At 37.6% G+C, this 26,553-nt stretch carries 27 protein-coding genes; 9 read left to right on the top strand and 18 right to left on the bottom strand.

Annotation, left to right across the window (positions count from 1 at the left end):
- Positions 1–176: 176 nt before the first annotated feature.
- The 8 genes from WG932_RS00815 to WG932_RS00850 all read left to right on the top strand — a co-directional run bounded on the left by WG932_RS00815 (position 177) and on the right by WG932_RS00850 (position 9,971).
- Positions 177–608: a RagB/SusD family nutrient uptake outer membrane protein gene (locus tag WG932_RS00815; protein ID WP_483086585.1), complete on the top strand. Its 432-nt coding sequence runs from the start codon at positions 177–179 to the stop codon at positions 606–608.
- On the top strand, positions 595–1,896 hold the full coding sequence (locus tag WG932_RS00820; protein ID WP_483086586.1) for a RagB/SusD family nutrient uptake outer membrane protein: 1,302 nt from the start codon (positions 595–597) through the stop codon (positions 1,894–1,896). Before WG932_RS00815 ends, WG932_RS00820 begins: the two co-directional genes overlap by 14 nt.
- Complete coding sequence (locus tag WG932_RS00825) at positions 1,893–2,513, top strand: hypothetical protein (protein ID WP_483086587.1); 621 nt, start codon at positions 1,893–1,895, stop codon at positions 2,511–2,513. Before WG932_RS00820 ends, WG932_RS00825 begins: the two co-directional genes overlap by 4 nt.
- Complete coding sequence (locus tag WG932_RS00830; protein WP_483086588.1) at positions 2,510–3,634, top strand: hypothetical protein; 1,125 nt, start codon at positions 2,510–2,512, stop codon at positions 3,632–3,634. The genes WG932_RS00825 and WG932_RS00830 overlap by 4 nt, the downstream gene beginning before the upstream one ends.
- Positions 3,635–5,740, top strand: a complete 2,106-nt coding sequence (locus WG932_RS00835; RefSeq protein WP_483086589.1) for a DUF5722 domain-containing protein — start codon at positions 3,635–3,637, stop codon at positions 5,738–5,740. It begins immediately after the preceding gene.
- Positions 5,737–6,519, top strand: a complete 783-nt coding sequence (locus tag WG932_RS00840) for a hypothetical protein (RefSeq protein WP_483086590.1) — start codon at positions 5,737–5,739, stop codon at positions 6,517–6,519. Before WG932_RS00835 ends, WG932_RS00840 begins: the two co-directional genes overlap by 4 nt.
- Complete coding sequence (locus WG932_RS00845) at positions 6,516–7,553, top strand: hypothetical protein (protein ID WP_483086591.1); 1,038 nt, start codon at positions 6,516–6,518, stop codon at positions 7,551–7,553. The genes WG932_RS00840 and WG932_RS00845 overlap by 4 nt, the downstream gene beginning before the upstream one ends.
- A 513-nt stretch (positions 7,554–8,066) precedes the next feature.
- Positions 8,067–9,971 (top strand): DUF8034 domain-containing protein, encoded by a 1,905-nt coding sequence (locus WG932_RS00850; protein WP_483086592.1) that lies wholly within the window; start codon positions 8,067–8,069, stop codon positions 9,969–9,971.
- A gap of 2,354 nt (positions 9,972–12,325) precedes the next feature.
- Here WG932_RS00850 and WG932_RS00855 read toward each other — a convergent pair.
- The 18 genes from WG932_RS00855 to WG932_RS00940 form a co-directional block, all read right to left on the bottom strand.
- Positions 12,326–12,898: a hypothetical protein gene (locus WG932_RS00855; RefSeq protein WP_483086593.1), complete on the bottom strand. Its 573-nt coding sequence runs from the start codon at positions 12,896–12,898 to the stop codon at positions 12,326–12,328.
- A gap of 65 nt (positions 12,899–12,963) precedes the next feature.
- A complete protein-coding gene (locus tag WG932_RS00860; protein WP_483086594.1) occupies positions 12,964–13,488 on the bottom strand; it encodes a hypothetical protein in 525 nt (174 codons plus the stop codon).
- 160 nt (positions 13,489–13,648) lie between these two features.
- Positions 13,649–14,581 (bottom strand): DUF4221 family protein, encoded by a 933-nt coding sequence (locus tag WG932_RS00865; RefSeq protein WP_483086595.1) that lies wholly within the window; start codon positions 14,579–14,581, stop codon positions 13,649–13,651.
- A gap of 436 nt (positions 14,582–15,017) precedes the next feature.
- Positions 15,018–16,106, bottom strand: coding sequence for a BF3164 family lipoprotein (locus tag WG932_RS00870; RefSeq protein ID WP_048643099.1), 1,089 nt, complete (start codon positions 16,104–16,106; stop codon positions 15,018–15,020).
- On the bottom strand, positions 16,103–16,375 hold the full coding sequence (locus WG932_RS00875) for a hypothetical protein (protein ID WP_483086596.1): 273 nt from the start codon (positions 16,373–16,375) through the stop codon (positions 16,103–16,105). The genes WG932_RS00870 and WG932_RS00875 overlap by 4 nt, the downstream gene beginning before the upstream one ends.
- Before the next feature lie 199 nt (positions 16,376–16,574).
- Positions 16,575–17,474 (bottom strand): sulfotransferase domain-containing protein, encoded by a 900-nt coding sequence (locus tag WG932_RS00880; protein WP_048643101.1) that lies wholly within the window; start codon positions 17,472–17,474, stop codon positions 16,575–16,577.
- A gap of 87 nt (positions 17,475–17,561) precedes the next feature.
- Entirely contained in the window at positions 17,562–17,747 is a 186-nt protein-coding gene (locus WG932_RS00885) for a LytTR family transcriptional regulator DNA-binding domain-containing protein (protein WP_483088541.1), read from the bottom strand.
- Between the two features lie 280 nt (positions 17,748–18,027).
- A complete protein-coding gene (locus tag WG932_RS00890) occupies positions 18,028–18,459 on the bottom strand; it encodes a glycosyltransferase (protein WP_483088542.1) in 432 nt (143 codons plus the stop codon).
- Positions 18,460–18,502: 43 nt separating this feature from the next.
- Complete coding sequence (locus WG932_RS00895; RefSeq protein WP_483086597.1) at positions 18,503–19,267, bottom strand: glycosyltransferase; 765 nt, start codon at positions 19,265–19,267, stop codon at positions 18,503–18,505.
- A 3-nt stretch (positions 19,268–19,270) separates the two neighbouring features.
- Entirely contained in the window at positions 19,271–19,579 is a 309-nt protein-coding gene (locus tag WG932_RS00900) for an FkbM family methyltransferase (RefSeq protein WP_483086598.1), read from the bottom strand.
- 20 nt (positions 19,580–19,599) lie between these two features.
- On the bottom strand, positions 19,600–19,995 hold the full coding sequence (locus tag WG932_RS00905; RefSeq protein WP_483086599.1) for a hypothetical protein: 396 nt from the start codon (positions 19,993–19,995) through the stop codon (positions 19,600–19,602).
- Positions 19,996–20,033: 38 nt separating this feature from the next.
- A complete protein-coding gene (locus WG932_RS00910; RefSeq protein ID WP_014021630.1) occupies positions 20,034–20,816 on the bottom strand; it encodes a glycosyltransferase family protein in 783 nt (260 codons plus the stop codon).
- Between the two features lie 174 nt (positions 20,817–20,990).
- Positions 20,991–21,872 (bottom strand): lanthionine synthetase LanC family protein, encoded by an 882-nt coding sequence (locus tag WG932_RS00915; RefSeq protein ID WP_483086600.1) that lies wholly within the window; start codon positions 21,870–21,872, stop codon positions 20,991–20,993.
- Entirely contained in the window at positions 21,865–22,662 is a 798-nt protein-coding gene (locus WG932_RS00920) for a DUF3405 domain-containing protein (RefSeq protein WP_048643104.1), read from the bottom strand. Before WG932_RS00920 ends, WG932_RS00915 begins: the two co-directional genes overlap by 8 nt.
- 7 nt (positions 22,663–22,669) lie before the next feature.
- Complete coding sequence (locus tag WG932_RS00925; protein WP_483086601.1) at positions 22,670–23,494, bottom strand: BF3164 family lipoprotein; 825 nt, start codon at positions 23,492–23,494, stop codon at positions 22,670–22,672.
- A complete protein-coding gene (locus tag WG932_RS00930) occupies positions 23,491–23,736 on the bottom strand; it encodes a hypothetical protein (RefSeq protein ID WP_483086602.1) in 246 nt (81 codons plus the stop codon). Before WG932_RS00930 ends, WG932_RS00925 begins: the two co-directional genes overlap by 4 nt.
- Positions 23,737–24,339: 603 nt before the next feature.
- Positions 24,340–25,518, bottom strand: a complete 1,179-nt coding sequence (locus WG932_RS00935; protein WP_483086603.1) for a 6-bladed beta-propeller — start codon at positions 25,516–25,518, stop codon at positions 24,340–24,342.
- 6 nt (positions 25,519–25,524) lie between these two features.
- Positions 25,525–25,731, bottom strand: coding sequence for a hypothetical protein (locus WG932_RS00940; protein ID WP_483086604.1), 207 nt, complete (start codon positions 25,729–25,731; stop codon positions 25,525–25,527).
- Positions 25,732–26,176: 445 nt separating this feature from the next.
- Here WG932_RS00940 and WG932_RS00945 point away from each other — a divergent pair, with 445 nt between their 5' ends.
- Positions 26,177–26,389, top strand: coding sequence for a hypothetical protein (locus WG932_RS00945; protein ID WP_149394788.1), 213 nt, complete (start codon positions 26,177–26,179; stop codon positions 26,387–26,389).
- Positions 26,390–26,553 lie beyond the last annotated feature (164 nt).

Here is a 26,553-nt window from a genome sequence, read left to right on the forward strand (position 1 = left end):
CAAAATTTGTTAACCTGGGATAAGATAAAAACTTCTGATTTTGGTCCTGAAGGGGGAGGTTATTCTGGCTTTCCTGTCTATAGAGTTTATAACCTGGGCTTAAGTGTAACATTTTGATATTTAGCGCTATGAATCTTATAAAAAATCTATTTATTATCCTCATTTTGGTGTCAATTATGGCCTGTAATGAACAATTGGACCTGCCTAGCGACGGTAGGATTACTATGGATGAAGTGTTCAGTGATTATAACAGAACCCGGGGATACCTAAATTCTTGTTATGGGTATTCACCAAAACCCTATATGGACAGGTCTTCCTACACTGACGAAGCTCAGGATGCGGATGATATCACCCCAGGCTCAAATTATGTGGTGTGGTATGGAGGGAATGTTACTGCAACTTCCTATCCCAATTATTCCGCTGATGGAAGTCCTTGGAATAGTTTATACGAAGGCATTAGGAAGTGCAATGTTTTTTTGGAAAACATTGAAACTGCTACAGTTTATGCCTCAGAAAATGAAAAAGCATCATGGAAAGCTCAAGCCCATACATTGAGAGCACTTTACTACCTTCAATTGATCAAAAGATATGGGGGTGCCGATTTTTGATAAGCCTTTGGAGATTGGATATGATTTTTCTTCCGATCGTAAGGCATCATTCGGAGAAGTAGTCTCCTTTATCCTACAAGATTGTGATGTTGCCTTGGCCTTTCCAGAAGGAAGGGATGGTTTTTCATGGGATATTTATGACAATCAATATGGAGTAATGACCAGAGCAGTGGCCTACGCCATAAAGTCTCAAGCGGTCACTTATGCGGCCAGTGATTTATGGTCAGATGGATCTTATACTTGGGAAGATGCTACAGCAATCAATGCTGAAGCCCTATCTCAATGCCTAAACAATGGTTACGAGCTATTCAATGTAGAACCATCCGCTGATATTGCTCAGAACGCTTATGCCCTATACTTTTTTACAAGTTCCAACGACCAAAGAGCTGTAGATAAAGAAACCATTTACCATTGGGGGGATCAAATGCAGGTTTGGAAATTTGCTGGTCTTCCTACAAACGACGGCATGGAAAGAACGGGGCCTTGCCCTACTCAAGGTTTGATAGATAGCTATGAAATGAGTAACGGATTAGCTCCGGTTCTGGGCTATTCAGATGCAGACCAGCTGCAACCTATTATCAATCCAAATTCAGGCTATGATCCTGAAAATCCTTATGCCAACAGAGACCCGAGGTTTTATGCATCTATTTATTATAATGGAGCATTACGGTACCTGAATCAACCTGAAGGGAAAAAGGTGGAAACCTTTGTAGGTGGAGCAGAAGAAATTTCGCGCACAAACAGAAGGAATACCAGAACAGGCTATTATCTAAGAAAATTTAATAATTATCAATCCGGCTTAAATAATAATGCTGATGGCGGAATTCGTCTGTTTAGGTTGGCAGAGTTGTACCTTAATTTTGCGGAATCTGCCTATCAATCCAATGGGCCGGATGCAGCCATTTCAGCGAATGGCCTTTCGATAAGTGCTAGGGATGCTGTCAACGCTGTAAGAGCTAGAGCAGGAATGCCTGAATTTCCGTCTGGATTGAGTGTAGAGGACTTTGAAGAAAAGTACAGGAATGAAAGAAGAATTGAATTGGCTTTCGAGGAGCATAGATTTTTCGATGTTAGAAGGTGGAACATTCTAAATGAAACAGACCAATTTGTAACCGGAATGCGCATAACAATGGATGGCGAGTCTCCTGAATTTCAAAGGTTTCGCTTCGATGATAGAGGTTCAGCGGCTGATAAGTATTTGAGGTATCCTATCGATCAATCTGAAGTAAATAAAGTGGTTGGACTAACAGGAGAAAATTGGCAAAATCCAGGATGGCTAGATTTATGAAAGTTTCGATAATTTTAAAAGGCCCTATACAGCGTTTAGTCTGTATTGTTTTTGCCTTGGGTTTTGTTACCCTTGTTCATGCCCAAAGTACAGGAGGTACGGATGATTTGGGAAGGACTTTGCCTACTTATTTAGAAATAGGAGAGGCAAAAGAGAGAACAGTTGCCATGTTTTATTTTTTATGGCACGGCGACAATACTTCTGCCTGGCACTATGATTTAAGTAAGATAATTCCACAGCACCCTGAGGTCTTAAATGACTTCAATAACCCCCATTGGGGTGGTGGTGGAATGTACTATTGGGGAGAGCCTATCTATGGGTATTACAGGGCAGATGACTATTGGGTGCATTTAAGAAGCCTGCAACTACTCACTGATGCGGGAGTAGATTTATTGGTGATTGATGCTACCAATCGTTTGATTTATGCCGAAAGGGCAAATGTATTGATGAATGCCATGGAAGCGATTAGAAAACAAGGAAAAACCCCTCCTAAAATTGTATTCTACACCAATACGTTCTCAGGTGAAACCATGGAGAAGGTTTATGAGACCTTTTACAAGAAAGGTGCGAAATATTACCATCCCGAATCTTGGTTTTACTTGGAGGGAAACCGATGATCCTCGGTCATTCCAAAGAATTACAAGGAAAGGAAGCCGGAGAATTCTTTACTGTTAGGGAATCACAGTGGCCAAATGAACCTTATAAGGAAAATAGCTGGCCATGGATTGAGTTTCAGAGGGAGCAAAGGGTTCATAAAAACCATAAAGGGGAAGTAGAAATAATGAACGTTTCGGTGGCCCAGCATCCAAATCCCACAGCAGGTATGGGAGGTTCGGCTTTCTATGGCAATCAGGATAATTGGGGTAGAAGCTTTCGGAATGGGAAAAAAGGAAATCCCATGGAGGATATAATTTGGGGCTACAATTTTCAAGAGCAGTGGGATAATGTTTTTAAAAAGGACCCACCTATTGTTTTTGTGACGGGATGGAATGAATGGATTGCTACTAAATTTGAAAGCCATGATGATAACCCTGAGCATTCTTGGTTTTGTGACCAGGCGAGCCCTGAATACAGCAGGGACATTGAGCCGACAAGAACTGGTGGCTTGAAAGATCATTACTACATGCAACTTGTAGGAAACGTTCGTAAGTACAAAGGCGGAGAAGCCCCAATCACCTTTGGGGATGAAGTGACCATCAAGGGATTAGAAGATTGGACCAAAGTCAATGTGGAATTTACAGATTATATCGGCGACACAGACCCAAGAAATCATGTGGGGGCACAGTCAGAACCTAAAGTTACTTATACCAACTTTACAGGGAGGAATGACTTTCAAACTTTAAAAGTGGCCAGAGATAATGAAACCATCTATTTTTATGCCCAAACCACTAAACCAATAACAGAGAATAATAGCGACAACTGGATGCGTCTTTACCTGAATGTAGACAGGGATTATTCATCCGGTTGGAAGGGGTATGATTTTAGGGTGATCAGAGGGAATCAGCTTCAGCGGTACGTGGATGAAACCTGGGAAACCGTGGATCAAGTGGATTATGAGGTGTCCGGCAATGAGATGATGATAGCAATGCCTAGGTCTCTTGATAATAATTTACTGAATGTCTTGGATCTGGAATTTAAGTGGTCAGACAATATGCAGGATGACGATGACCCTTTAGATTGGTATGTCAATGGAGATGTTGCACCAGGAGGAAGGCTAAACTTTATAATAAAAGAATAGATGAAGTACATTCTACCTCTTTATTTTCTCCTTTTAATCAACTCATTCACCTATGGGCAGCAAGGAACCGTTCAGGTTTCGGAAGAGAATACCCATAATATTGAAATACAAAAAGAAGAAAATGGAAATATTATAATTTCTGCTGTTGGGCCAGATCCTTATTTGTTCACAGAACCAATGGATTTTGAAATTGCCGATGAGGAGACCATTTTCACTTTTGAGTATTTTTCTACTGAATACCTAGACAATTTTCAGGTGTTTTTTGGACCTCCTGTTAGTGAAAACTTTAGCCTGCACTCTTCTTTAGGCGTGCGTGAAGGTTGGAGTGTTCACTCCATACCTGTAGAAGAGGCTTTGCCCATTGGTTGGGGTAAGCCCGGTGATATTATGCGACTTGATTTTGGTGGTGGAGCAGGCTATAGTGGGCAATTTAGGAATTTTAGGTTTAGAGCACCCAATCAAGATGAAATTCAGAAGGCTAAGGACAGAGAAGCACTAAAGAGGAAAAAGACGTCCCATAAATCCAGATTAATTCAATACTTAAATACTGATTTTCTCGGTAAACTAGAAGAGGTCTCAGTAAATGATTCTACCATTGTTATCAAAGGAGAAATCCCCTTTGATTCGGAAAAAGAATTTTTCATTGCGGAAGTACCCATATACCTTCAGGTTACTGAAAAAGCTTCATTTCCTCAATTATTCCCAATTACAATTTCTGAGAATGAGTTTGAAATGGAAGTACCAAGATATAATAATCGTGATAATAAGATTTGGGACGGTTTGTTATCGGGCTGGGTTATTTTAGTTAAGGATGGAGAATCACATAAACTTCAATCCCATATTCGCTATATGGATAAAATTGAACCTGCTTACCCTACCAAAAAGCCTGTTTTAAGCAATAAAAAGGGGCTGGGTAATTTTCATAGCAATTCTTTTGTGACCGACTTGGATTCATTAGGAATAGGAAGCATCACCACCAATATGTGGATTTCTAAAATGTTACGTTCAGTTCCTTCTGAGGAAACCATCACTTTTCACTACGGTGGAAAGGATTATTTTGCTGATAAACAATGGGTAGCTAAGCATGATAAAGCTTTAATAGAAGCCAAGAAAAGAGGTGTAATTACTTCCGCTATAATTTTAATTGACAAGGAAGTCAACACACCTGATAAGGAGATAGGAGCGATTATGGAACATCCGGATTGTGATCCATCAGGGATTTATAGTATGGCAAACCTCACCAACCTTGAGGCCACTCACATGTATGCTGCAACCATGGACTTTCTGACCAAAAGGTATACTGATCCAAATGGAACTTATGGGAGAGTTCATCACTGGATTGTTCATAATGAGGTGGATGCAGGTTGGGTCTGGACAAATATGGGAGAGACAGATAGCTTGACTTTTATGGACACCTATCACAAATCCCTCCGCTTAATCAATAATATTTCGAAGCAATACGTTGCTCACTCCAAGGCTTTTATCACCCTTACCCATTATTGGAACTGGACGGTGGACAGGCATTTTTTCTTGTCCAGAGATTTACTAGAAATTTTGATCAAATATAGTGATCTCGAAGGTGATTTTGATTGGGGAATTGCCCATCACCCTTATCCAGAATCTCTTTTTGAGCCCAAAAGCTGGTTGGATGAAAAGGCTGTTTTTAATTTTGACACTCCTTTGATTACCTTCAAAAATATTGAAGTCTTGGACGCTTGGGTCAAACAACCCTATGTCAAATTTAAAAACAAAACCAAGCGAACTGTTTTCCTTTCAGAGCAAGGTCCAAATTCCAGAGATTATACTCCTCAACATTTGAATGAACAGGCAGCTAGCATTGCTTACGTTTGGAAAAAAATGGAGGTTTTGGATGGAATTGATGCCTTCCAATTTCACAATTGGTTGGACAACAGAGGTGAGGGTGGTTTGAGAATTGGCCTTAGACGTTTTCCTGACGATGACGGGGACCCGGCGGGTAAAAAACCAGTTTGGTATGTATACAAAGCCCTTGGTACTGAGCAAGAGTTGAACGCGATAGATTTTGCTAAAAAAATAATTGGTATTTCATCCTGGGATGAGGTAAGACACACAAAAGAAATAAAATGAAACTTTGTGAAATCAATAACTATGTCATTGCGCTTATATTCATTTTGGTAGTTCACACAAAGGTGGAAGCACAAAACGAATTAATCAATTATAGCTCTAATCTCCCTGCAACGGATGCTTTGGGGCGCTCACTTCCCGGATTTGAAGAGGTGGGAGAGCTCAAAGAGGATAAATTTGTAGGTATTTTTTACTGGACTTGGCATACGCAGCAATCAAATAACAGTGTTAAAGCATTTAATGCCAGTGAGATTCTGGCAAAAAAGCCTGAAGCGATTAACGATTACTATGATCCTATTTGGCCTACTCGAAAAGAAGCAGGAGCATTCTTTTGGTCAGAACCGCTTTATGGATATTATTTGGATACAGATCGTTGGGTATTGTACAAGCATGCCGAGATGTTGGCCGATGCGGGTGTGGACATGGTAATGTTTGATTGTACCAATGGCTCCTTTACCTGGAAGGAATCCTATATAGCCCTTGCTGAAGTTTTCACAGAGGCACGGAAAAACGGAATAAAAACTCCTCAGATTGCTTTTATGATGGCTTTTTGGCCCACAGATGGCAGCTACCAGGCGATCAAGGAATTGTACGAAGAGCTTTACGCACCGGGATTGTATCAGGACCTTTGGTTTTATTGGAAAGGAAAACCACTAATTATGGGTTATCCTGACCGTTTTACAGCTGTTGAAGGAGATCCTGAAACCAGTAAATTGCATCAGGAAATTAGGGAGTTTTTACTTTTAGACCTGGCCAACCTGTTTACAATAAGGGCCCGATGAGAGAAGATCACTGGGGTTGGTTAGAAATAACTCCTCAACACGGTTTTGTTAGTGATCAGAATGGTGGGTTTGAGCAAGTGACTGTAGGTGTATCCCAGAATTGGTCAAAAGATAGGGGGCTTACAGCAATGAATGCCCCAGGATCTTTTGGCAGGAGTTATACGGATGCAAATGGTCATATGGAGGATCCAGATGCTGTCAATTATGGTTTGAATTTTCAGGAGCAATGGGAAAGGGCCTTTGAGCTCGATCCGGAATTTGTATTCATCACGGGTTGGAATGAGTGGATTGCCGGAAGGTATGAAGAGTGGCAGCAACAGCACAATGCCTTCCCAGACCAATACAATCAGGAGCATAGTCGAGACATAGAGCCCATGAAGGACGGACATGGGGACAATTATTACTACCAGATGGTAGCCAATATTCGGAAATTTAAAGGAGTAGCCAAGCCTCCTATATTCACCCAAAACAAAAACATCAGCATCGATGGTAAATTTGTGGACTGGGAAACGGTGTCTCCGGAATTCAAGTCACATAAGGGGAATACCCTTGAAAGGAATAGTGCAGGTTGGGGAGATTTGGTATATAAAAATACAACAGGTAGAAATGATATAGTGGCTAGCAAGGTTAGCAGTGACAATGACAATCTCTATTTTTATGTGGAAACCGCAAATCCACTAAGCCCATCTGATGGTCCTGCCTGGATGAGGTTATTCATCGACACTGATCGAAATCGGGATACTGGTTGGGAAGGGTATGATTATGTAATTAACCGGTCAAGCCCCGGTGAGAAAGCCAACATAGAGAAAAATACCGGAGGCTGGGATTGGACCAAAGTTGCTGAATTGGATTGGAAAATGTCTGCCAATAAAATGGAAATAGCCGTTCCCAAAGCAGTATTAAAATTAAATGAGGCTGTGAATATTGAGTTCAAATGGTCAGATAATATGCAGGAAAATGGAGGAATAATGGACTTTCTTTTACACGGGGATGTGGCACCACTTGGGCGGTTTAATTATTATTATGCGCCTTGAGCTGGTAATGGGGAGATTTAATGATTTAGAGATGATGTGAACTTGTGATAGCGTGATGCAGAGATCTTTGGTTGTTTTATATTAGGCAATGATGCGTAGGAATGGGTAACCTTTCAATGAAAGGAAAGAATAGCTGAACAGCAATGGAAATAAATAACCCCAAATCCGGCATATTTTGACTGATAGGTGGAGGTGAAAAAGATATTCAGCGGTGGGGTTTTCTCCTGACTAGTTCAGCTTCAGGACAGGCCTGAGTTGCTTCGCTTCAGGGCAAGTTGCTTACTTTTTTGACCTCTGAATAGGGTCAGGCAGGCCTGCGGAAAAAAGTGACAATAATGTATAAATATTTCTAGAATAATTATAAACCTCCTATTCAATCCCTTATCCTTTTATTTCATAGTAAAATCATACAAAATTCCATAAAATTATGGCTTATTTTTATAACTTTAAAAACTATTTAAAATAAACTGATATTAGGAATAGATTAAAATTAAATTCTGAAATTAGAGAATTATGAAATATATTATAGTAGTAATATTTTTTATTATAATACATCTTCAGCCTGCTGAAAGCCAGGAATTAGATTCAATCCCCAACCTCAAATCCGTACCCTATCACTCTCCTTCTCCACCTCCGGAATGGGCTTTGCTACAAAGGCAAATGATGGAAGCACTCTATCCTGCCGCCATGGAATTTGTTGAAAAATATACCAATCCTGATGGTACTTTAATTTGGAGAGATGAATGGCCTGGGATGGATGGTTCTGATGACGGATATGAGAGCTTTTATAATTTCCCACTGTATTATGCGCTAGGCGGACCAAAAGAAATTGATCTGCTTTCCAGAAAATTATGGGAAGGAGTTACCAGACAGTTTACCGGCTATGGTCAGATAGTGGATGAATTTGATGCAGGCTATGATTGGATGCATCATGGGGAATCCTATACCTATTTTTACTTTTTCGGCCTGGCAGATCCTACAGATAAAAAGATGCGGGATAGGGCCATGAAATTTGCAAAATTGTATTTTGATGATGGTACCGAAAACTCCAATTTTGACAGTAAACTGAAACTTATTCGTTCACCACTTACAGGTAGCCTTGGTCCCAGGTTTGTGAATACTGCTGAAGACTGGGTTACCCATAGACCCATTTTAAGTAATTATCCCCTTCCTTATGACGACATACCTAATGTTGCATCCGGAAAAGATTGGAACAACGACAACAAATTCCAATTTATTTTGGAGGCTTTAAATAACCGGATGATGAAAGGAGATGTGCCCTTAAATTTGGCTTCAACAAGCATGATGCTGAATGCCTATATGTACTCTGGGGAGGAGGAATACAAAGTATGGGTAACCTCCTATGTCAATGCCTGGATGGAAAGGACAGAAAAAAACAATGGGATAATCCCGGATAATGTGGGCCTTTCGGGGGAGATTGGAGAACATATGGATGGGAATTGGTGGGGAGGATATTATGGGTGGAAATGGCCCCATGGTGTCAAAAATAAGTTGGAAGCCACCACAATTGGCGCTTCAAATGCCTATTTGATTTCTGGAGATGATAAATACCTGGATTTACCCAATGCCGTAATCGCATCCGTTTCAAATGAGGCAAAGGAAGAAAATGGTAAAAAATTGGTTCCCCACCGTTATGATCAAAGAGGCTGGTACGACTACCGGCCGATGCAGCCCATGTATCCTACGCATTTATGGTACATGTCCCGGGAAAATAAGGATTGGGAAAGGGTAAAAGACTTGTTGGATCCTGAGGAAATGGAAAAATTGACTTATAGAAAGGGCAAAGGAGATGAAATCAATACGGCAACATGGTTTGGGTATTTAGAAGGGAAGGTTCCCACCTATCCGGTAGATATTTTAAAGGCCACGTACAATGAAATGCTTTCCAGACTGGACCGTATTAGAAAAGACACTACCACACCTGATTTCCAGGATGTCCATCATTGGCTGAACCTAAATCCGGTTGTGTTAGAAGGAATCGTTCAAACCATGCTTGGTGCTCCCAACCATATCTACCATGGAGGACTATTGCATACTTCAGTTCGTTATTTTGATCCTGAGAATAGGAGAACCGGAATTCCTCCGGATATGGCAGCATTGGTTGAACAAATCACAGATGCCGGTATTTCCCTTACATTGGTTAATCTTCATCCAACTGAAACAAAAAAAGTTATCATTCAAGGCGGGATGTTTGGAGAACACCATATCAAGCGGGTAAATATGATTGACAAATACCCTTATCAATTTGATACAATCGATCACAAATTTTTTCAAGCTGAGATAGCACCGGGATCGGTTGTGAAACTGGAAATTGAAATGACCCGGTTTCAAAATCCTCCGACATATGCCTTCCCATGGCATGGAGATAACATACCGGAAAGAGAGATTAATTATTAGTTGGGATTTGGATATTGAAAAAAATGTAAGGGAATGACGCTTGCGTGAGAGATTTTGTCAGCATTGTTGCAGAAAAAAAGCAACAATACCGCCAAAATCAGTTTGTACTTCTTGCCTTAACCAAGGCTTAACAGCCTTGGCTACAAAAATGGCACCCCCAATGGGGTTTTGGGCCATTTCTATTACAGCTGATTGGAGTTCCTGACTTGCTGCGCATCAGGACGGGGCACTACAAAGGTTGAACTCTGCTGGAGTGATTTATTGTTTATAGTCATCTTAACTCTGAGCTTTTAAAATGTAAAGTCTCGGAATGACGTTTTTCGGTCACTGAGCCTGTCGAAGTGTACCGAATTAGCCATATACCATTTCGTCATTGCGAACCCTTTTTTGGGGAGGAGAAGTGAAGAAAAAGGGTGTGGCAATCTCATTACGTTGGAGATTCCTTCGACTTCCACTATGCAAAGCCCCTGCAAAGTCAGGGAATGATGTTTTTTCGGTCACTGAGCTTGTCGAAGTGTACCGAATTAGCCCTATACCATTTCGTCATTGCGAACCCTTTTTTGGGGAGGTGAAGTGAAGGAAAGGGTGTGGCAACCTCATTACGCTGGGGATTTCTTCGACTTCCACTACTCAAAGTCTCTGAATGACGCATTTTAAATAAACCTGATTAGGGTTCAGTTCATACGATAAATTAATTTCCGCCTTGTAGATTTTCGACGTTAAGAAATTTAAGAAGCGATGGAAAGGACACAGGCATGGTTAGCCTATTATTTTGGGATTGAATACCCGGAAGCCAATGGAAATAAATAAACCATAAATACCGGAGTTTGCCTGTGTGCGGAAGGCCTTAAATTTTAGCCGAAAAGATACACAGCGGCGGGCTTTTTTGGTTACTTTTTGGGCCTGCAGCAAAAAAGTGACAATGGTTATTTTATATGACATGGTCTAGTAAAAAACTGGTTTGCAATATAAAAATTAATCCCTGGCAAATTTCAAATCTTTACTAATAGGAAAGTATAAGAATTAATAGAACTGTTACTGGTTCAACGTTGTCTGGTGAGTTTGGCTTACTAAAGTGATTTCATCCCTGAAAGCAGAGGTTTTCCGTTCATTTCTTTTCCATTGATGAAAAGAAACGAACCAAAGAAAAATCTAGCCAAAACTAAACTTCCCCCGCAAGGCCCTCGCCCCCTCGTAGTTTTGGCCCGGCCACCCCGCCCTTAATACAGTGATTGCGTTAAAAATCGCCCATTATTAATCAAATGGTAAATTAATTTCCGCCTTGTAGATTTTCGACGTTAAGAAATTTAAGAAGGGATTGGCAAGGGCACAGGCATGGTTGGAATAGGATTTAGAGGATGAGCCTCTAGAAATAGCAATTGTTAAAAGCGAAACCATAAATACCGGAGTTTGCCTGTGTGGGCGAGGCCTTAAATTTTAGCCGAAAAGATACACAGCGGCGGGCTTTTTTGGTTACTTTTTGGGCCTGCAGCAAAAAAGTGACAATGGTTATTTTATATAACTTGGTTTAGTAAAAAACTGGTTTGTAATTTAAAAATAATCACTGGCAAATTTCAAATTTTTACTAATAGGAAAGTAAAAGAATTAATAGAACCGTTTCTGGTTAAACGCTACATGATAAGTTTGGCTTTCTTAGTAATTTCATCCCTGAAATCAGAGGTTTTCCGTTCATTTCTTTTCCATTGATGAAAAGAAACGAACCAAAGAAAAATCTAGCCAAAACTAAACTTCCCCCCGCCAGGCCCAACCCCGCCTCGTAGTTTTGGCCCGGCCACCCCGCCCTGAGTTTGGCGAATGCGTTAAAAATCGCCCATTATTAATCAAATGATAAATTAATTTCCGCCTTGTAGATTTTCGGCGTTAAGAAATTTAAGCGGGGATGGCAAAGGCACAGGCACTGTTTGACGAAGTTTTTGGTTAGGGGAATACCCAATAAATAACGAAATATGTGAAAACCAAAAACTAAGGAGTTTGCCTGTGCGCGGGAAGCCTTAAATTTTAGCTGAAAAGATACTCAGCGGCGGGGTTTTTTTTTACTTTTTTGACCTGTAGCAAAAAAGTAAAAAATGGTCATGATAAATAACATGGTAAATATATATAAGGAATATTAATGTAAAACGCATCATGGACCTATTAAAGTTTTTGATAAAGGTAAAGGCCTAAATAAAAATTTACCCGTTCATTTCTTTTCTCCTGAGTTACTTCGTTTCAGGGCTTGTCCTGACTTGCTACGCATCAGGACAAGCCCTGAATAAGGCAGTGTTAACATGATAAAAAAACGAACCAAAGAAAAATCTAGCCAACACTAATCTACAGAACTAACCTTAACCTACTCAATACCTTACCCGATCCTTTTTGTTAAAAAGTAAACCTTCATCCTGTAGCAATTGATAAACAGTGATTTTTTCCTGAATATCATTATTGATAAAGGAGCTTATCAATTTACTGTGCAACATAGTAGCTCCTAATTTCCCAAAGGAATGCCCATCCCGAATAAGCAATAAGGTGGAATTTAAATAAAACTCTGCCAACACATCATAACAAAATCTGGAAAGCAATTTGTCATGTACTGCACCTACAATCAATACCTTACCACTAAAATCTAATCCCCGGTCATAATTTACCCCATATACAGAGAAAGGTATGCGTTCAAACTGCTTCCATATTTCATGACTTTCTAGCATCATCCACTTCGCTATTTTAGATTCTAGTAAATTGGAAGCTGCATTATAGGTCAATCCATAACTGTGCTCAAAAAGCCTAATTTTCTGAACGATATCGGCTTTATCTGCTTCTACTAAAGACGGTAACTGAAACCCCCATTTTAAATAAGTATAAAAGGCCAGGTCAATGTCTTCAGTCCCCGTTTGTTCCTTACAAAGGTTCTCGGAATTGTTGTACCACAAAAAACCAAGGTAGGAAGCATTTTCAAGTGGTATAGATTCCAGGCACTGTGAGGGGTTGATAAGATTCAGGTTTTTTTGAAGGTCAAAGAGTAGGGGTTGAAGGAAATCAAAGACTTGACGTTTTCAGGGAAAAGGCCAAGGTAATAATGCAGGTAGGCAGCGGCACCTGAAAAGCCCAGTAAATGTACCCTGTGGTTTCCGGTCAAGGCATTACGGATCAACTCTATGTCCCTTGCTTGTTGGTCCATATTTAGCAATTGATAAGCTTTTGCCCAATCAATTTCCCCTGAAGAATTGATAATTTGCAAAATGGCATCAGCCTCATTCCGACCTTTGATATGAACGATATTAAATTCATCCAACAGCGGCTGCATGTCTATGCTTTCCTGAAAATACTTGTCCAAAGGATCCTCAATTAGCAGAATGGTTTCCTTTTGCTTATCGTAGGGATGCATTAGGGTATAGCTAATTTCTATTTTCCTAGCATTCTTTATATGATGATCCAGCGGTACCAGTAAAAAATGAGTTGTATCAGAGGGAGGAAAGTGAAAACCTGTGATTGCACTTAGAAACAGTAGAAAAGCTATCAAAATTTGTCATTCCTTAATTTTACAACATGGAACTCTAGGGTATTTTCCTTCAATGCAGGATTTGCAGGATGTGCTAGGTTTAAAAATAAACCCTTTTTAGTTGCAAACCAATTATTGATCTGGTAAGTATAATCAGGTAATGAATAGTGCTGAAGTTTTTTCAATTTGGAATCAAAAACGGTAAGTGAGGTTTTCTTTTTAGAAATGAAATTTCTTTCCCTTTAATTGGCGCTTCCCAATTGAATCTATAAATAAGTTTCCGCCAAGGGTCAGGTATTGGGGAAAGATAATGCGTATTGTTTATGGCATGCGAATCAATATTATCTAAGTTGATTAAAGGCAATATATGCTTAACCTCTTTTCCTTCCTTCAATTTTCCTTTGGTATTTAAACTATAAATATTGGATTGGTACTGATAATTAAAAATCATATTTCCCTCGAAAAAATTATTGAATCCTAAATAGGTAACAAAACCAACATTTCCATAATTTTCCTTAAAAAAATCGGTATGATAAATTGGTAAATAGTTAGTTTCTAATGTTTCAAGATTAAGTAAGCCTATAAGAGGAAGAATTGCTTTTGATTTTGGATCTGTATTGTGGTAGACTATAAAGAAAGCTACACTTTTTGACACAGGGTTATACCGAAGCTTAAAATAGAAATTTATAGATGGTTCTCCTCCACCATCAAAATTAAACAACTCATAAAGTGAATGAACTTTACTAATTTTCCCCTCTATCGTAGAAATATATAGTTTACCTCTCGAGTACAAAAAAATTGAATCTTCATTATAGTAATCTAGCCCATCAACTTTATCTATACCATCAGGCCCTTCACGTTCAAGTGGTATTTGGCTTAAAGTAGATTGTTTATCTAAGCTAAACAAATCAAATGAATGCCTTGTTGCGTTATAGGCAAGGAGTTTGGATTCCTCATTTTCATAATAGGAATCCCAGATTTGATAAGTATTTAAGAATTTTTCATCAATTGGGATTTGAATTTTTTCTACAATGATTGATAGATTTCCATCATTCGTTGTGGAAGAACAAGAAAAAACCAGAGAAATTAAAACAAATAGCATAAAGTTATTCATATTAACTAAACTAAAAACAAATGTTGATTTTAACCAAAATATTTAGTTTTTTAACAACTTATAGAATTGATAAACTGTTGACGCTCAATTTCTCCGAGTACATGGGTGTCATTTTTCGTGCATGGAAATTTTTTGCTAAGTGATGTGGTGATCTAGTGAGTTGGTGATGTGGTGATCTGGTAATTGTGTAAATGATTACTTCCAGGTGATCACTTCCAGGCACAAGGGTATAGCCAAGAGGGAAATAATTCAGGGAGCTTAAGATTAAAACCCATAGTTTTTGTAATTAATTTTTCAATCCGGTTTCTGAAGGGGTAAGCTTAATTCTGGGAGGTATATTAATAATTGCCTTCATTCAAAATCAGGTCATATGGCAAACTTAAGTAATTGCAATTTCCTAGGCCATAAACCTAGATTTTACCACAAATCTATAAAATCAAAAATTATCAGGTAGGCTAAACACAGCCAGTCCAGGATCCCGATCTGTGGTAATACCATAAAGCTTACCGGACTTTTCATCTACAGCAATGGATTGTAAAGACCTGTCTAATATCAACTCAAATTTCGAATTTCCTTCATAATCAAATACATAAACTGTTGTTGAGTTGATTTCACTATTTAGTAATTCTTCCCTATTCCTTCCGCAGAAAAGCCCATAAATGTATTTATTTCCCAAACAAGCGCTTGAATAGGCATAGGGTTCTCCCTCATTTATTACCAATCCAGCACCGCTCCCTTTTCCAACAATAGAAAATCCCGGGACATGGTTTAATGGTCCATTTATCGCTAAAATTTCTCCTGTTTTTCTGTTTAAAATCTCGATCCTGTCTCTTCTTATCCCCACATGAACAAATATATCACTATTGGGTTTCCTCAACAGTTTTCCTTGGTGTAAATCCCCAAGATTAAAATTGGAAATTCCCTTGAATTCCTTTTTGGGCTCTATCTCCTTCCACGTGCCAAATTCATTTATTCTATCTCCCTCCAATTTAAATTCAATGTATCGGGCAGGATCGTTTGCCATCCTGGTCATCACACTGGAATCAGTAGCCCAAACTAAATTAATAGCCGTAATAAAATTTTCTTTTTGTTTTATTTGTTGAGTTGGTTGATGCGAATCATCTCTTAGTTCAAATTCAGAATAAGTCTTTCCACCTAAGCTGTAAACCCAAAAAGTACCCTCATCATTGCCAAAATCAAACATAAAAGAATCCGTAATTTCTCCGGGGCCGAAACCAGATTCACCTTTCGAATTTAAGTATTGAAGTGTTTTTTTATCCAGTATGTGCATGGGGGGTTGATTGGTCAACTCCTGTATTACAATAAAATCATTTTTAACTAGAAGATTATTTGGTTTTAATAATTCAGGATAATAATATTTTTGGCTAACTAACTCAATGCTTTTTGGTATGGTCTCTTTTGTGAATACCTTGTTAGAAGGATCTGACTTCTTGCAGGCACAAAGTAATAGACCTGAAATTAAGATCAATAAATTATTTTTATTTAATAATAATAGTATTTTCATATATCAATTAGTCTGCGATTTAAGCTCTGAAGCCATTTGATTAAGGCTTCAGAGCTTTTTATTTTAAACTGTGCATGAATCTGTATTACATTTTTTTCATCACCTATCCAGGGTCTTCCCTCTTCATCGTAACATATGGTATTAGGTAAACCAGCTTGACAACACACCCAACTTGTACAACAACCCCCTTCGGCCTCCACATTAAAGGAATTAAATAATCCCACACTCATGGCCACAGTAGCTTTCTGCAAAGTTATTTTCTTTTTCATTCTATTTTTTGGTTTATGGTTAAAAGATGTTTTAATTAAACCAATTAAATTTATTTTTCATAAAGAGATAATTATATTTATTGTGAACTGGCTGCTTTTTCCCGTGAACTAGCGGTTTTATCGGACGTGGTGAGTTGGAGAAGGTTTTATGTAGTGATGTGGTAATTGAAGATTAGTGAAAGAAACTGGGTTTTAGGTATTATTTGTAATTTAGCTTGATCCTCATTTCCTTTGTTAACGCCTTAAACATTTCTTTTTCCCTTATGGGCCACTGTTCAAAGGGTGGGAGGTACTCTACCTTGGTTGCATTCGACTTTTGATTCATGATATGGTTTATTTTGTTCCAATCTGCATCCCTTTTTTCGGTTAATTTCAAAAATTCTATAACTTGTAAAATTGTTTTTTCCCTGATAGACTGGTTTTTTGAAAAGAAATCTTCGTACTTAATTTGTAGGGAATTTTCACTGTTTTGCAAGGATTCCTGAATAATGCTATTGACTTTATTCCAGTACCAGGCTATTTTGTGAACCCGGTTGAAATCGGGCCATTCTTTTTCCCATCCATCGCCTGGAAAGTCCTTGGGGCAGATCCTTTTCCTGTGATCGTTTTCCCCATAAAACAACATTTCCCCACCACTATCTTTTGGAGATTTAGCATAAAATGACCTGACGGAGTCTATTGGATTTCTGACTACATACAAAAACTTGATAGATGAAAATGTAGCCATTAGTTCCGGAATAAGGTATGCAGCGTGCGGATTTGATTCTATATAGGTGGTCTCTGGAGTGGAAAGCACTTGCTTTAGTAATGGTTTTCTGAATTCACATATATTTTGGCAGCTGACGTCAAAAATCAAATCTGTCCTAATTTTTTGCATACCCATGTCAAAAAAATCAGGTTGGGGCTCATGAACTGCATATACCTGACTGAAACAGGTATTAAAAAAATCCTGGAAAAAACGGGTGCCTGTTCTACCTGCACTGAGGATAAAAATTGTTTCTACCTCAATGCTTTCTTTGGGTTTTGACTTCCTGCTATTATTTCCAGTTTTATCTTTAAATAAACAAGAGATAGGATTAATTTGTATTTTCCAAGCCATTATTTAGTTGGTTTAGTAGAATCATTTTCTTTTTTATTTCAGTCCATTTTGATTTGGCCACCTTAAGGCGAAAATCGTTTTGCATAATTATTTCCCTTTTTTTACTTGAAGAGAATAGATTAAATTTACATTTACTATGCAGTTTCGGTTTATTTTGAAAAAGTTTTCCGGCAACTTATCTTCCATACTTTTAAAAGAAGAATAGAAAGAATGGCTGTTTTTATTCAAACAAAAGACCGTGAGCAGGTAATCATTTACTAAAAAATGCGTTATTTTTTTTCAACTCTAGTTTTAGTATGGTTTGGCTGCATTTGAGAATTAAATAGGAGGTTTCCATAAAAAATATTTAGTAGTATAACTATATTGTTAAAGTAAAAAAAAATAGAATTTAACAAAATAATAGGTGTTAATTTGACATTTGTATTGGAATTACATTTTTAATCTCAGAATTATGTAATAGACGATCTATTTTCTATTACCGATTAAAATTTATTTGTATATATTTTTTGTTTAATCAGTGCTTTTAAACAAAAATATTTGAGTCCTAAATGACTTATAGCAGATCAGTATATATTTTTTCCAGTTTTTTACCTAAATGGAAGTTGTCAAACTTGTGTTCTATAAATTTTCTACCACTATTTCCCATATCCTTTCTAACCCTTGGATGTTCAATAAGGTATTTCATTTTTATTTGAAGGGCATTGATATCTTTTTCGGGAACTAGGTATCCAGTGATGCCATCCATTACTCCTTCAGGTATCCCATTGTGTAAGGTAGCAATTACCGGTAATTGCATGGCTTGGGCTTCCTGAAGTACCAGACCCTGTCCTTCAGAATTGCCATCACTCGCCGTAATGCTAGGAAGTACAAAAATGTCGGAAATTCTGTAAAAATTGATAATGTCAGCCTTTTTTTCTCTCCATGAAAGAAAACCTTTTCCTCCAATCCAAGAAAGGTTACCAGTTCCATTAAAGGTTTCATCAATTCACCATCGCCCACGATGTCATAAAAGGTATTTGGGTGAAGTTCTACAAGCTGGTGAAAAGCTGAGATGGAGTAGTACAATCCTTTTTCTCTACTAATCGCGCAACGCTTAACAGTCGAATGCAATTTTTGTCCGTTTTCTGCTTATGAGGTATAAATTCTCTAGGATTCACACCAATGGGCAAAACCACAATTTTATTCTTGTCAAATCCAGCTGAAATTGCATTTTCCCTGATAAAATTAGAAATGACAATAAATATATCGCTATTGGAAAACAGGTTTTGATAATAATTTTCACCCATTGCCCGATGAGTGATATCATAGCCATAAAAGGTGGTGAGCATTTTACCATCTAAAAGTCCTAGTGATCTCACAAAAACTGCTCTCAAGCCGGTAGGGCCAAAATGACAATGAATAATATCATATTTATTTTTTGATATAAATGGATAGAAGAGAGAAATCAAATATAACCGACGTATCATATCCTGATTGCGGTAAAAATCCTGAGAATCAAGTAACTTAACCAATTTTCGAACAGCCTGCTTAATATTTACCAACACAAAGAATTTTAGCCAAGCCCATATTTTGTTTTGGGGTACTTTAGGTGGATAAAAAGTATGCTGGAGTAATCCTAATCGGTGAATCTCATCATGTACTTTAGTTTCTTCAGACTTGCCTGCCGGAAAAATATCCACCTTATGGCCTGCCTCAATCAAATAACTAATTTGGTTGAGTATAAATGTTTCGGATAATTTGGGGAAACGCTCAACTAAGAACGCAATTTTTAATTTTTTTGAAGTTTCATTCATTTTCTAAAGCTTGTTTTTAAGTGACTCGATGGAATGAAAGTCAAGAAGGTATTTTATGTCTTTTTTAGATAATTCGTTATATCCGACTTTTGAAAAGCACAAAAAGTCCCCCTCAAACTGATAAACCTGATAGTCATTGTAAAGTAATAAAAGTGCTGCTTTTAATTCTTCCCGGTTCAAGTGTTTCATTTCAAATAATATAAGAGAGGGTTTAAATCTGGTCAAATCCAATTGTCTAAGTATTTTCCAGTCGTGGCCTTCACAATCTATCCGCAATAGATCGATTTGTTGAATTCCATGCTTTTGAAGCAAAGTTTTCAGGATAATTCCCTTTATGCTTGTGGAAACAATAAAGGGGTTAAAATACCGTTCAGATGTTTACTGATATGGTTTTTGTCAAAGGAGCCCAATTGGTCATACCAGTCCGGAAGATTGCCTAGGATGTATTTGGCCTTTTGGTCTACCCAATAAAATTCCTGCCTTGTGCCATTATTGATGGCGGTGTTTTCGAATAAAAACCTAGTTGAATCGGGGTAATGGGTCTTTAGTTTTTCAAATAGGTAGGGAACGGGCTCTACGAAAAGCATTTTCCATTTTTTATTTTTTAAAATAGACTTATGAAGTGGGTCTTTGGTTTTGCCGTCATTGGCTCCAATTTGTACTACCGTCCAGTTTTTCTTATTCCCAGTAATATGAATCCAGTACTCAACCTGGGATTTAATCTTCAATTTAGGATTCAATTTTTTAGTTAAATTTGTAAAATAATTTAAGATTGAGACCATTCTTGGATTTTGTTGTTTAACTCCTTTTTCCCCAGTGATTTAATATAAAGAATGTCGTTCCATTTTCCCTGGTCTTCACGATTACTATGGAAACTACTATTGATTCCACGAGGATGAGAAAGATGGAACAAGGGTCCGTCTATGCGGTTATGATTGTAACCTAGCCCTTTCCATCGGTGTATTCGCTCTCCATCTTCCCTTCCCCACCCGTAAAAGTTCGGGTTTTCAATCCCCGTTGCCTTGTAATCCTGAAGGTTTGCAAGAAAAGCACCACCTATGGGGTCAGGTCCATACATTGACATCATTTTAGCTTTGTGTGAAGTAAATACTGTAAGATCCCGATTTTTTATAAAAATTTCCCTAAGGATCATACCCGTATCTAAAAATTCTTTGGCATAGGGAAAAACGAAACTTGATTCGCCATCTTTCATGCATTTTAGGGCTGCTATGATTTGTTTTGGTGGAATGATAACATCACAGTCCCAAATTGCTACAAATGGTGTCTTAGAAAACCCTACCAATGTATTGATGTATTTTGTCCGGTGGAAGATATCGTCCCTATCTTCTTCAAACCAATAATTTATTTTATTCCCTGCTAAAGCAGAAATAATCCCGGTTTTATAAGCGGAAGCTTCAAGGACTAAAATAGGAGAGCGTAAGTGATGGTGTAGAAAGTCTATCACCACCATTAGGTTTTCCAACCGAATGACTGAATCCAACCGGACAGGAATAAGAAAGCTGATATCTTGCAGAGACGCTTTATTCATGTTGAGGATCTTTAATTTGTTTCAAAAAAGGAGAGCGTAATGAATTCCTGTAATTCCGTAAATAAACCCCATTTCGTTTTCTGGATTTTTTCGGTGGCTCTCCAATACTCGGATTTCTCCAGATGTTGCATCACTAGTTGTACGTTTTTTTCATCATTAAACAAGCCCTTCCAATCATCTATTTCCAACCCTACTTGCTTGTCTAATATAAATCAAACCGGAAAGACCGTTTTCTACATACAGGCTTTTATTTGCAAGCCTAAAAGAAGTGATTGAAGCACTATTTAATTTTTCTTGCAGAAGTCGGGTGTGTGCTGACCAATCCTCATGTGCCACCTTGCTCATTCCGTAAAGCAAACTGAGACAGTTTCCTAAATTTTGGGGAATCAAGGAAAGCAGCAGAGGAGAAATGTTTCGAATCATTTGTCGGGTTTTGTTGGGCATTATGTTCAGGCGGTTGATTTCACCCAACACATACAGGTAATTGGGTAGGTCCCAGAATAGGTTAAATTCTTTTGGCTCAGTAAAATTGCCCCTGTTTTCTTCGGCCATTAGGTGGATGCGGTTGATCAGTAAAACTGCAAGAGAAGTGAATATTTCACTGTTTACCTTCTCTGGCGCATTTTTAGGCTGGACTGAAACACGGTCGAGGATATAGATCAGGTAGCCTAATATTCCACGCTTTAAGCCAAATTCAAGCTCGTTCGTTTTTTCAGAAATAACCTTGAAAAGGATTGTGTCTATTTCCATTAGCAATTCATCGGCATTACCCTCCAAATAACCTCTTTTGATTAATTGGTTAATTCCCCAGGCAATTCCGGCCAGTCCATTGTCAAATGAGGTCGGCATCGGGTTTTGGTGAATAAAATTGTACCCCTCTTGTAGTAAATGTTCCGCTGCATGCTGGTATTTTAGTTCTTCGCACTGTTGAAAGGCTTCGAAGAAGTAAAGGCAAAGGCCAAACTTGCCTTTAAAGAGTCCAGGATTTTCGAGGCTGGTGTAATGTCCCAACAATAGCTCATCTCGTGTATGGAAAAGTTGTGTAACCTTATTCATCTGTTATTTTTACAGGGTGGTAAAGTTTATTTTTCAAATTCCCTGTTTTTTCGAAAACGGGTCTCCATCGCATGGTGCCGTCGGAAAGTATACCTCTTTTGTTAGGTGTATTTTCCGAATAAAATTTGTTTTCAAGGCCTTCGGGTACAAATTCCCCTTTCCCACCAAAGTCTTGGATGGAAAATCCACTTTCATAAAGCAGGGTAGGAATGAGTACTTCATGATGCCCACACCACTTGCTTAAGAGTGCTTTGTGAAGTAATTCTAAAGCTTGACGTGAAATTCGGTAGATGGGGTTAAAGGACCGGATCCGTTGCTCTTGTGGGATAACGGTGTAGGGATGGGCCAGGGTAGGCCACCAAGGCCATTCCGGTTCTTCTTTATAGCGGCGGATATGACTACTGATAAAATCAGTGTCAATAGAGGAAAAATCTTCAAAAAAGGATTTCCAATCCCCCGAGAATTCCACGTCGTCTTCAATGCACCAATAGTAATCGTAATGTGGATGAGAAAGGTAGAATTTTAGCAAGGGGAAATGATTGCTACCCGGTACCAGGGTAAAGCCAAGTGGGAAATAATTCAAGGAGCTTAAGACTTCATCGTCAAAGATGTGCGTATTCACGTCTTCTAAGTTTGGATTAGAATTATCCCCTAGCAAATGGTACAACACCACTGTATCTCCCATATTTTGGGTAGCTGTAAACAGCTTATGGTATTTTTGAATTAAAGGGAGTGAGGTTTTATTGGTGAGGATTAAAAAAGATTGTTTTAGCGAAGTATTTTTGCCCATTGAGGTATTATTTTAGGTCAGGTAAGTCAAAAACAGCAATTCCTGGATCTTCATCTGTGGTGATGCCATATAATTTTTGGGATTCCTCGTCTACCGCCAATCCTCTGATAGAAATATCCAATATAAAATTACATTTAATTTTACCTTCCAGGTCAAATGCATAGATATCATTGGCGATTTCATTACTTTCCCTCAATTGTTTTTCGGTTTTATCAGAATATAAACCAAAAATATAGTTTTTGGATATAGCAATGTCCAAATAGGCCAAGGGTTCGGCTATACCCACGATTAATTTATTAGATGAGCCACTGGAATTAGCAATTGTAAATTTGGGAATGTAATTGAAGGGGCCATCTGTAATGAAAATTTTTCCTTTCTCTTTGTTTAAAATTTCAATTCTATCTCTATAAACACCAGCAGATGCATAAACATTATTTATCTGGTTTCCTTTAAACCATCCCATATGTAAATCCGACATCATATAATTGGTTAGGTCTTCTCTGACTAAATGATCTTCCCATTTCCCATAATTCGCTAAGCGCCTTCCATCAATCGAAAATTCTACAAATTGATGGGGATCATTTACCATGCGGCACATAACTGTACTATCGGAGGACCAAGCCATGGCCATGGCCATATAGAAGTCTCCTTCTTGTTTGATTTGATTTTTTGACAATGATGTGGTATCATCAAGGTCGAATTCTGAAAAATGCTTTGACATTGCGCTATAAACCCAGAAAGTATTATCATTGGCACCTAAATCAATTCCTGAGACGTCAGAAACTTCACCGGGTCCAAACCCTATTTTACCGAATGGCCGCAAATATTTCATTTTTTTGCATCGAGGACATGAATTGGAGGAAAATCTTCAGGTACCCTTCTGCTTTCGCCAATGATCAACTTATTGTTTTTAATGAAAATTTTAAGCGGCACTTTTATTTCCTCAAAAAAGTATTTTTTGCCAGCCAGGTTTACTGTTCTAGGTATCGTTTTTTCAGTAAAGCTTTTTACGTTATCAGATTTCAATTTGTCTTCTGAACAATTCGATAAAGACAATAGTATAATGATTAACATTGCCGCATTTAATAAAACCTTATTTGATTTTTTAGTTAATTTCACAACAGTATTAAATTTACAATTTGCTAAAAAGCTTCACGATAAACCGAAAGATTCTAACTAACCTAAATAAATCTAGATATAAAATAACTCTTATCGTGAAGCCTTTTATTTACTATTTACCATAGATTATTGATGATTCGTACAGGTATCACCTGGAAAATCTCTATCAACCGGTCTGTCCTCTGACCATACTATTCCAGATTCATCAGTACAGTATGAGGTGCCTGGGCAACACATATAGCCACAACCTCCATCTGCTTCTACATTAAAAGAATAAATAATCCAACACTCATGGCCACAACCCCAGCGGCCACCGTAGCTTTTTGTAAAGTTATTTTCTTTTTCATGCTATTTTTTGATTTATGGTTAAAATAAGGTATAATTAAACCAATTAAAATTATTTTTCATAAACGATTAATTATATTTATCGTGAACTGGTTGCTTTTTCCCGTGAATGGGCATATTTATTGGATATGGTGATGTAGTGATCTTGTGATGTAGTGATTGGGTGATAGAGTGACCTTGTGATCTATTGAAGAGGAGTTCTTAAGGAATTGGTTAATCCTTTATTTGATATATGGCAAAAACAAAAGAAACTGTTTCTTGTTGTAGTGACTCAAGCAGGGGATGGTCTGAATTTTCCATCTGTTCAATTGTAATAAATTCATCGGGATAATGGACGCTAATGAGTGTATTATTGGATAAATATTTAACATTTAAATAAGGTAATAACCCATCTAAATCATTGGTAGCATTGGAGATGGATTTAGATGTTTTTTTTGTTCTATTATAGAGTAGCGTACTTCTGTAATTTTTCTCCCTAAAACAAGTGACCAAATATTTTCCGGATAGGGGTAAATTGGGCATGTGGTATACATAGTCTTGCATGTACTCCAAGTTATTTAGAATATTTGAGTCATGTTCCTGAAATATATTTAACTTTAACTTTCTAGAATTCTCAAAATCCAAATACATCTTTTCTTTCAATTCCTTACCTTCAAATACGTAGATTGTATCGGAAAAATGCTTTGTAAAGAAAGTTTTGTTGTCTAAGTAGACCAAGATATTCCTGTCGGCAAAAAACGGAATTTTTTCTTCCATAAATTTAGAGGTAAAAAAAGGATGGACTTTCTGGTTTTCATATGAAAATAATATATTATCGCCATGCTTAGGGTCAGCCGACGAAATGTTTGGAGGAACGTAAAATATCAACTCGTCCTTTTTGGTAGCTAAGAATTTATATCCACCACTTATTGGTCTGTCTAAATCTTCAACGAAATTTCCATTGAAATCGAATGCCAATATTTTTTTGGTAGATAAAATAAGTACTTTCGGGTCTTCATGATGTATGACAAAGTCGTTAATTTGAGTGTACTCCCCCGGTCCTTCCCCAAATGCGTTGATACTGCTTAGGAAATTACCCTCCTTGTCAAGGATAATTACTTTGGGATTTTGGTAAAAGTCTCCAATGAATATATTATCTTCAGTTATAATTACTTTATCGGCCTGGCCAATGGATGATTCAAGTGGTAATTGGACAGTTATATAATTTACTTTATTAAAAACTTCTGAAAATCTTTCGATATTTTCTTCAGGTATGGGAATTGCCATATTTTGGGAACCCAAATTATTGTTATTGGATGTATTTGAGCAGGAGCAGAGAAATAAAAAACTAAAGATAATTCCGGGTAATGTTTGAGAGAAAGAATTCATTGTTTTTCTTAAAAGCCTCCACATGCGAGACTACATGGGTTTTGCATCCAAACTTCGCAGGTAAAAATTCCTTCTTCCCGGCATTTTTTTACTACAAAGGTACAAATTGGGATAATAATTTTGGCAGTAGTCGTTTTCTTTATAATAGCCACAACCTCCATCTGCCTCCACATTAAAGGAATTAAATAATCCCACACTCATGGCCACTACTCCCATGGCAACAGTAGCTTTCTGCAAAGTTATTTACTTTTTCATTCTATTTTTTGGTTTATGGTTAAAAGATGTTTTAATTAAACCAATTAAATTTATTTTTCATAAAGAGATAATTATATTTATTGTGAACTGGCTGCTTTTTCCCGTGAATGGGCATTTTTATCTTGTGAATAGCATGTGTGAAGACTGTAATGAGAAGAAAATCAGGAATTTGTGATATAGAGATTGAGTGATGGGGTGATGTAGTGATGAGGTGTACCATTCTTTTGCCATTATCTTTTTTATCACCCGTCAGGAATGAAGATTTGACATCTCTTGTATAGTGGTTAAATTTTCTTTTTGGCAATCAGGGCATAAAAAAAATGGCCTTGTTAGCTCTCTACTAGAATGAAATATACGTTAAAAACACTTACTAAAACCATTATAAAAAAAATCACTATATTTAAAGGAGCTAATTCTACCAAACAGCATGGAAAAATTTGAAGAATTTGAACATCGTATTAAGCGGGCTTTGAACAACATGGATGCCAAAATTTCCTATTTACATGATTCAACAGGTCAACTCAAAAACTCCTTTGGAGAATTCCAGGAAGAGATGGATGAGTTTATGCATTTTGTCGGGAATCACGTTTCAGATCATGAACAGCGTCTCATCCGGATTGAGAAGCACATGGGTATTTAAATAATTGTTTGTTCTTTTTTAACTTGGGTTTTAATTATGGAGGTTTAGCAATATTGATATTAAATGAGAATGATTAAGAATTCTAATCTTTTATACCCTCTATTTGTTAACAGGTATCAATTTATTGATGATAAATTGATCTGGGAATGTAGTGATCTTGTGAT

This window comes from Cyclobacterium sp. SOCE241, assembly GCF_056867545.1.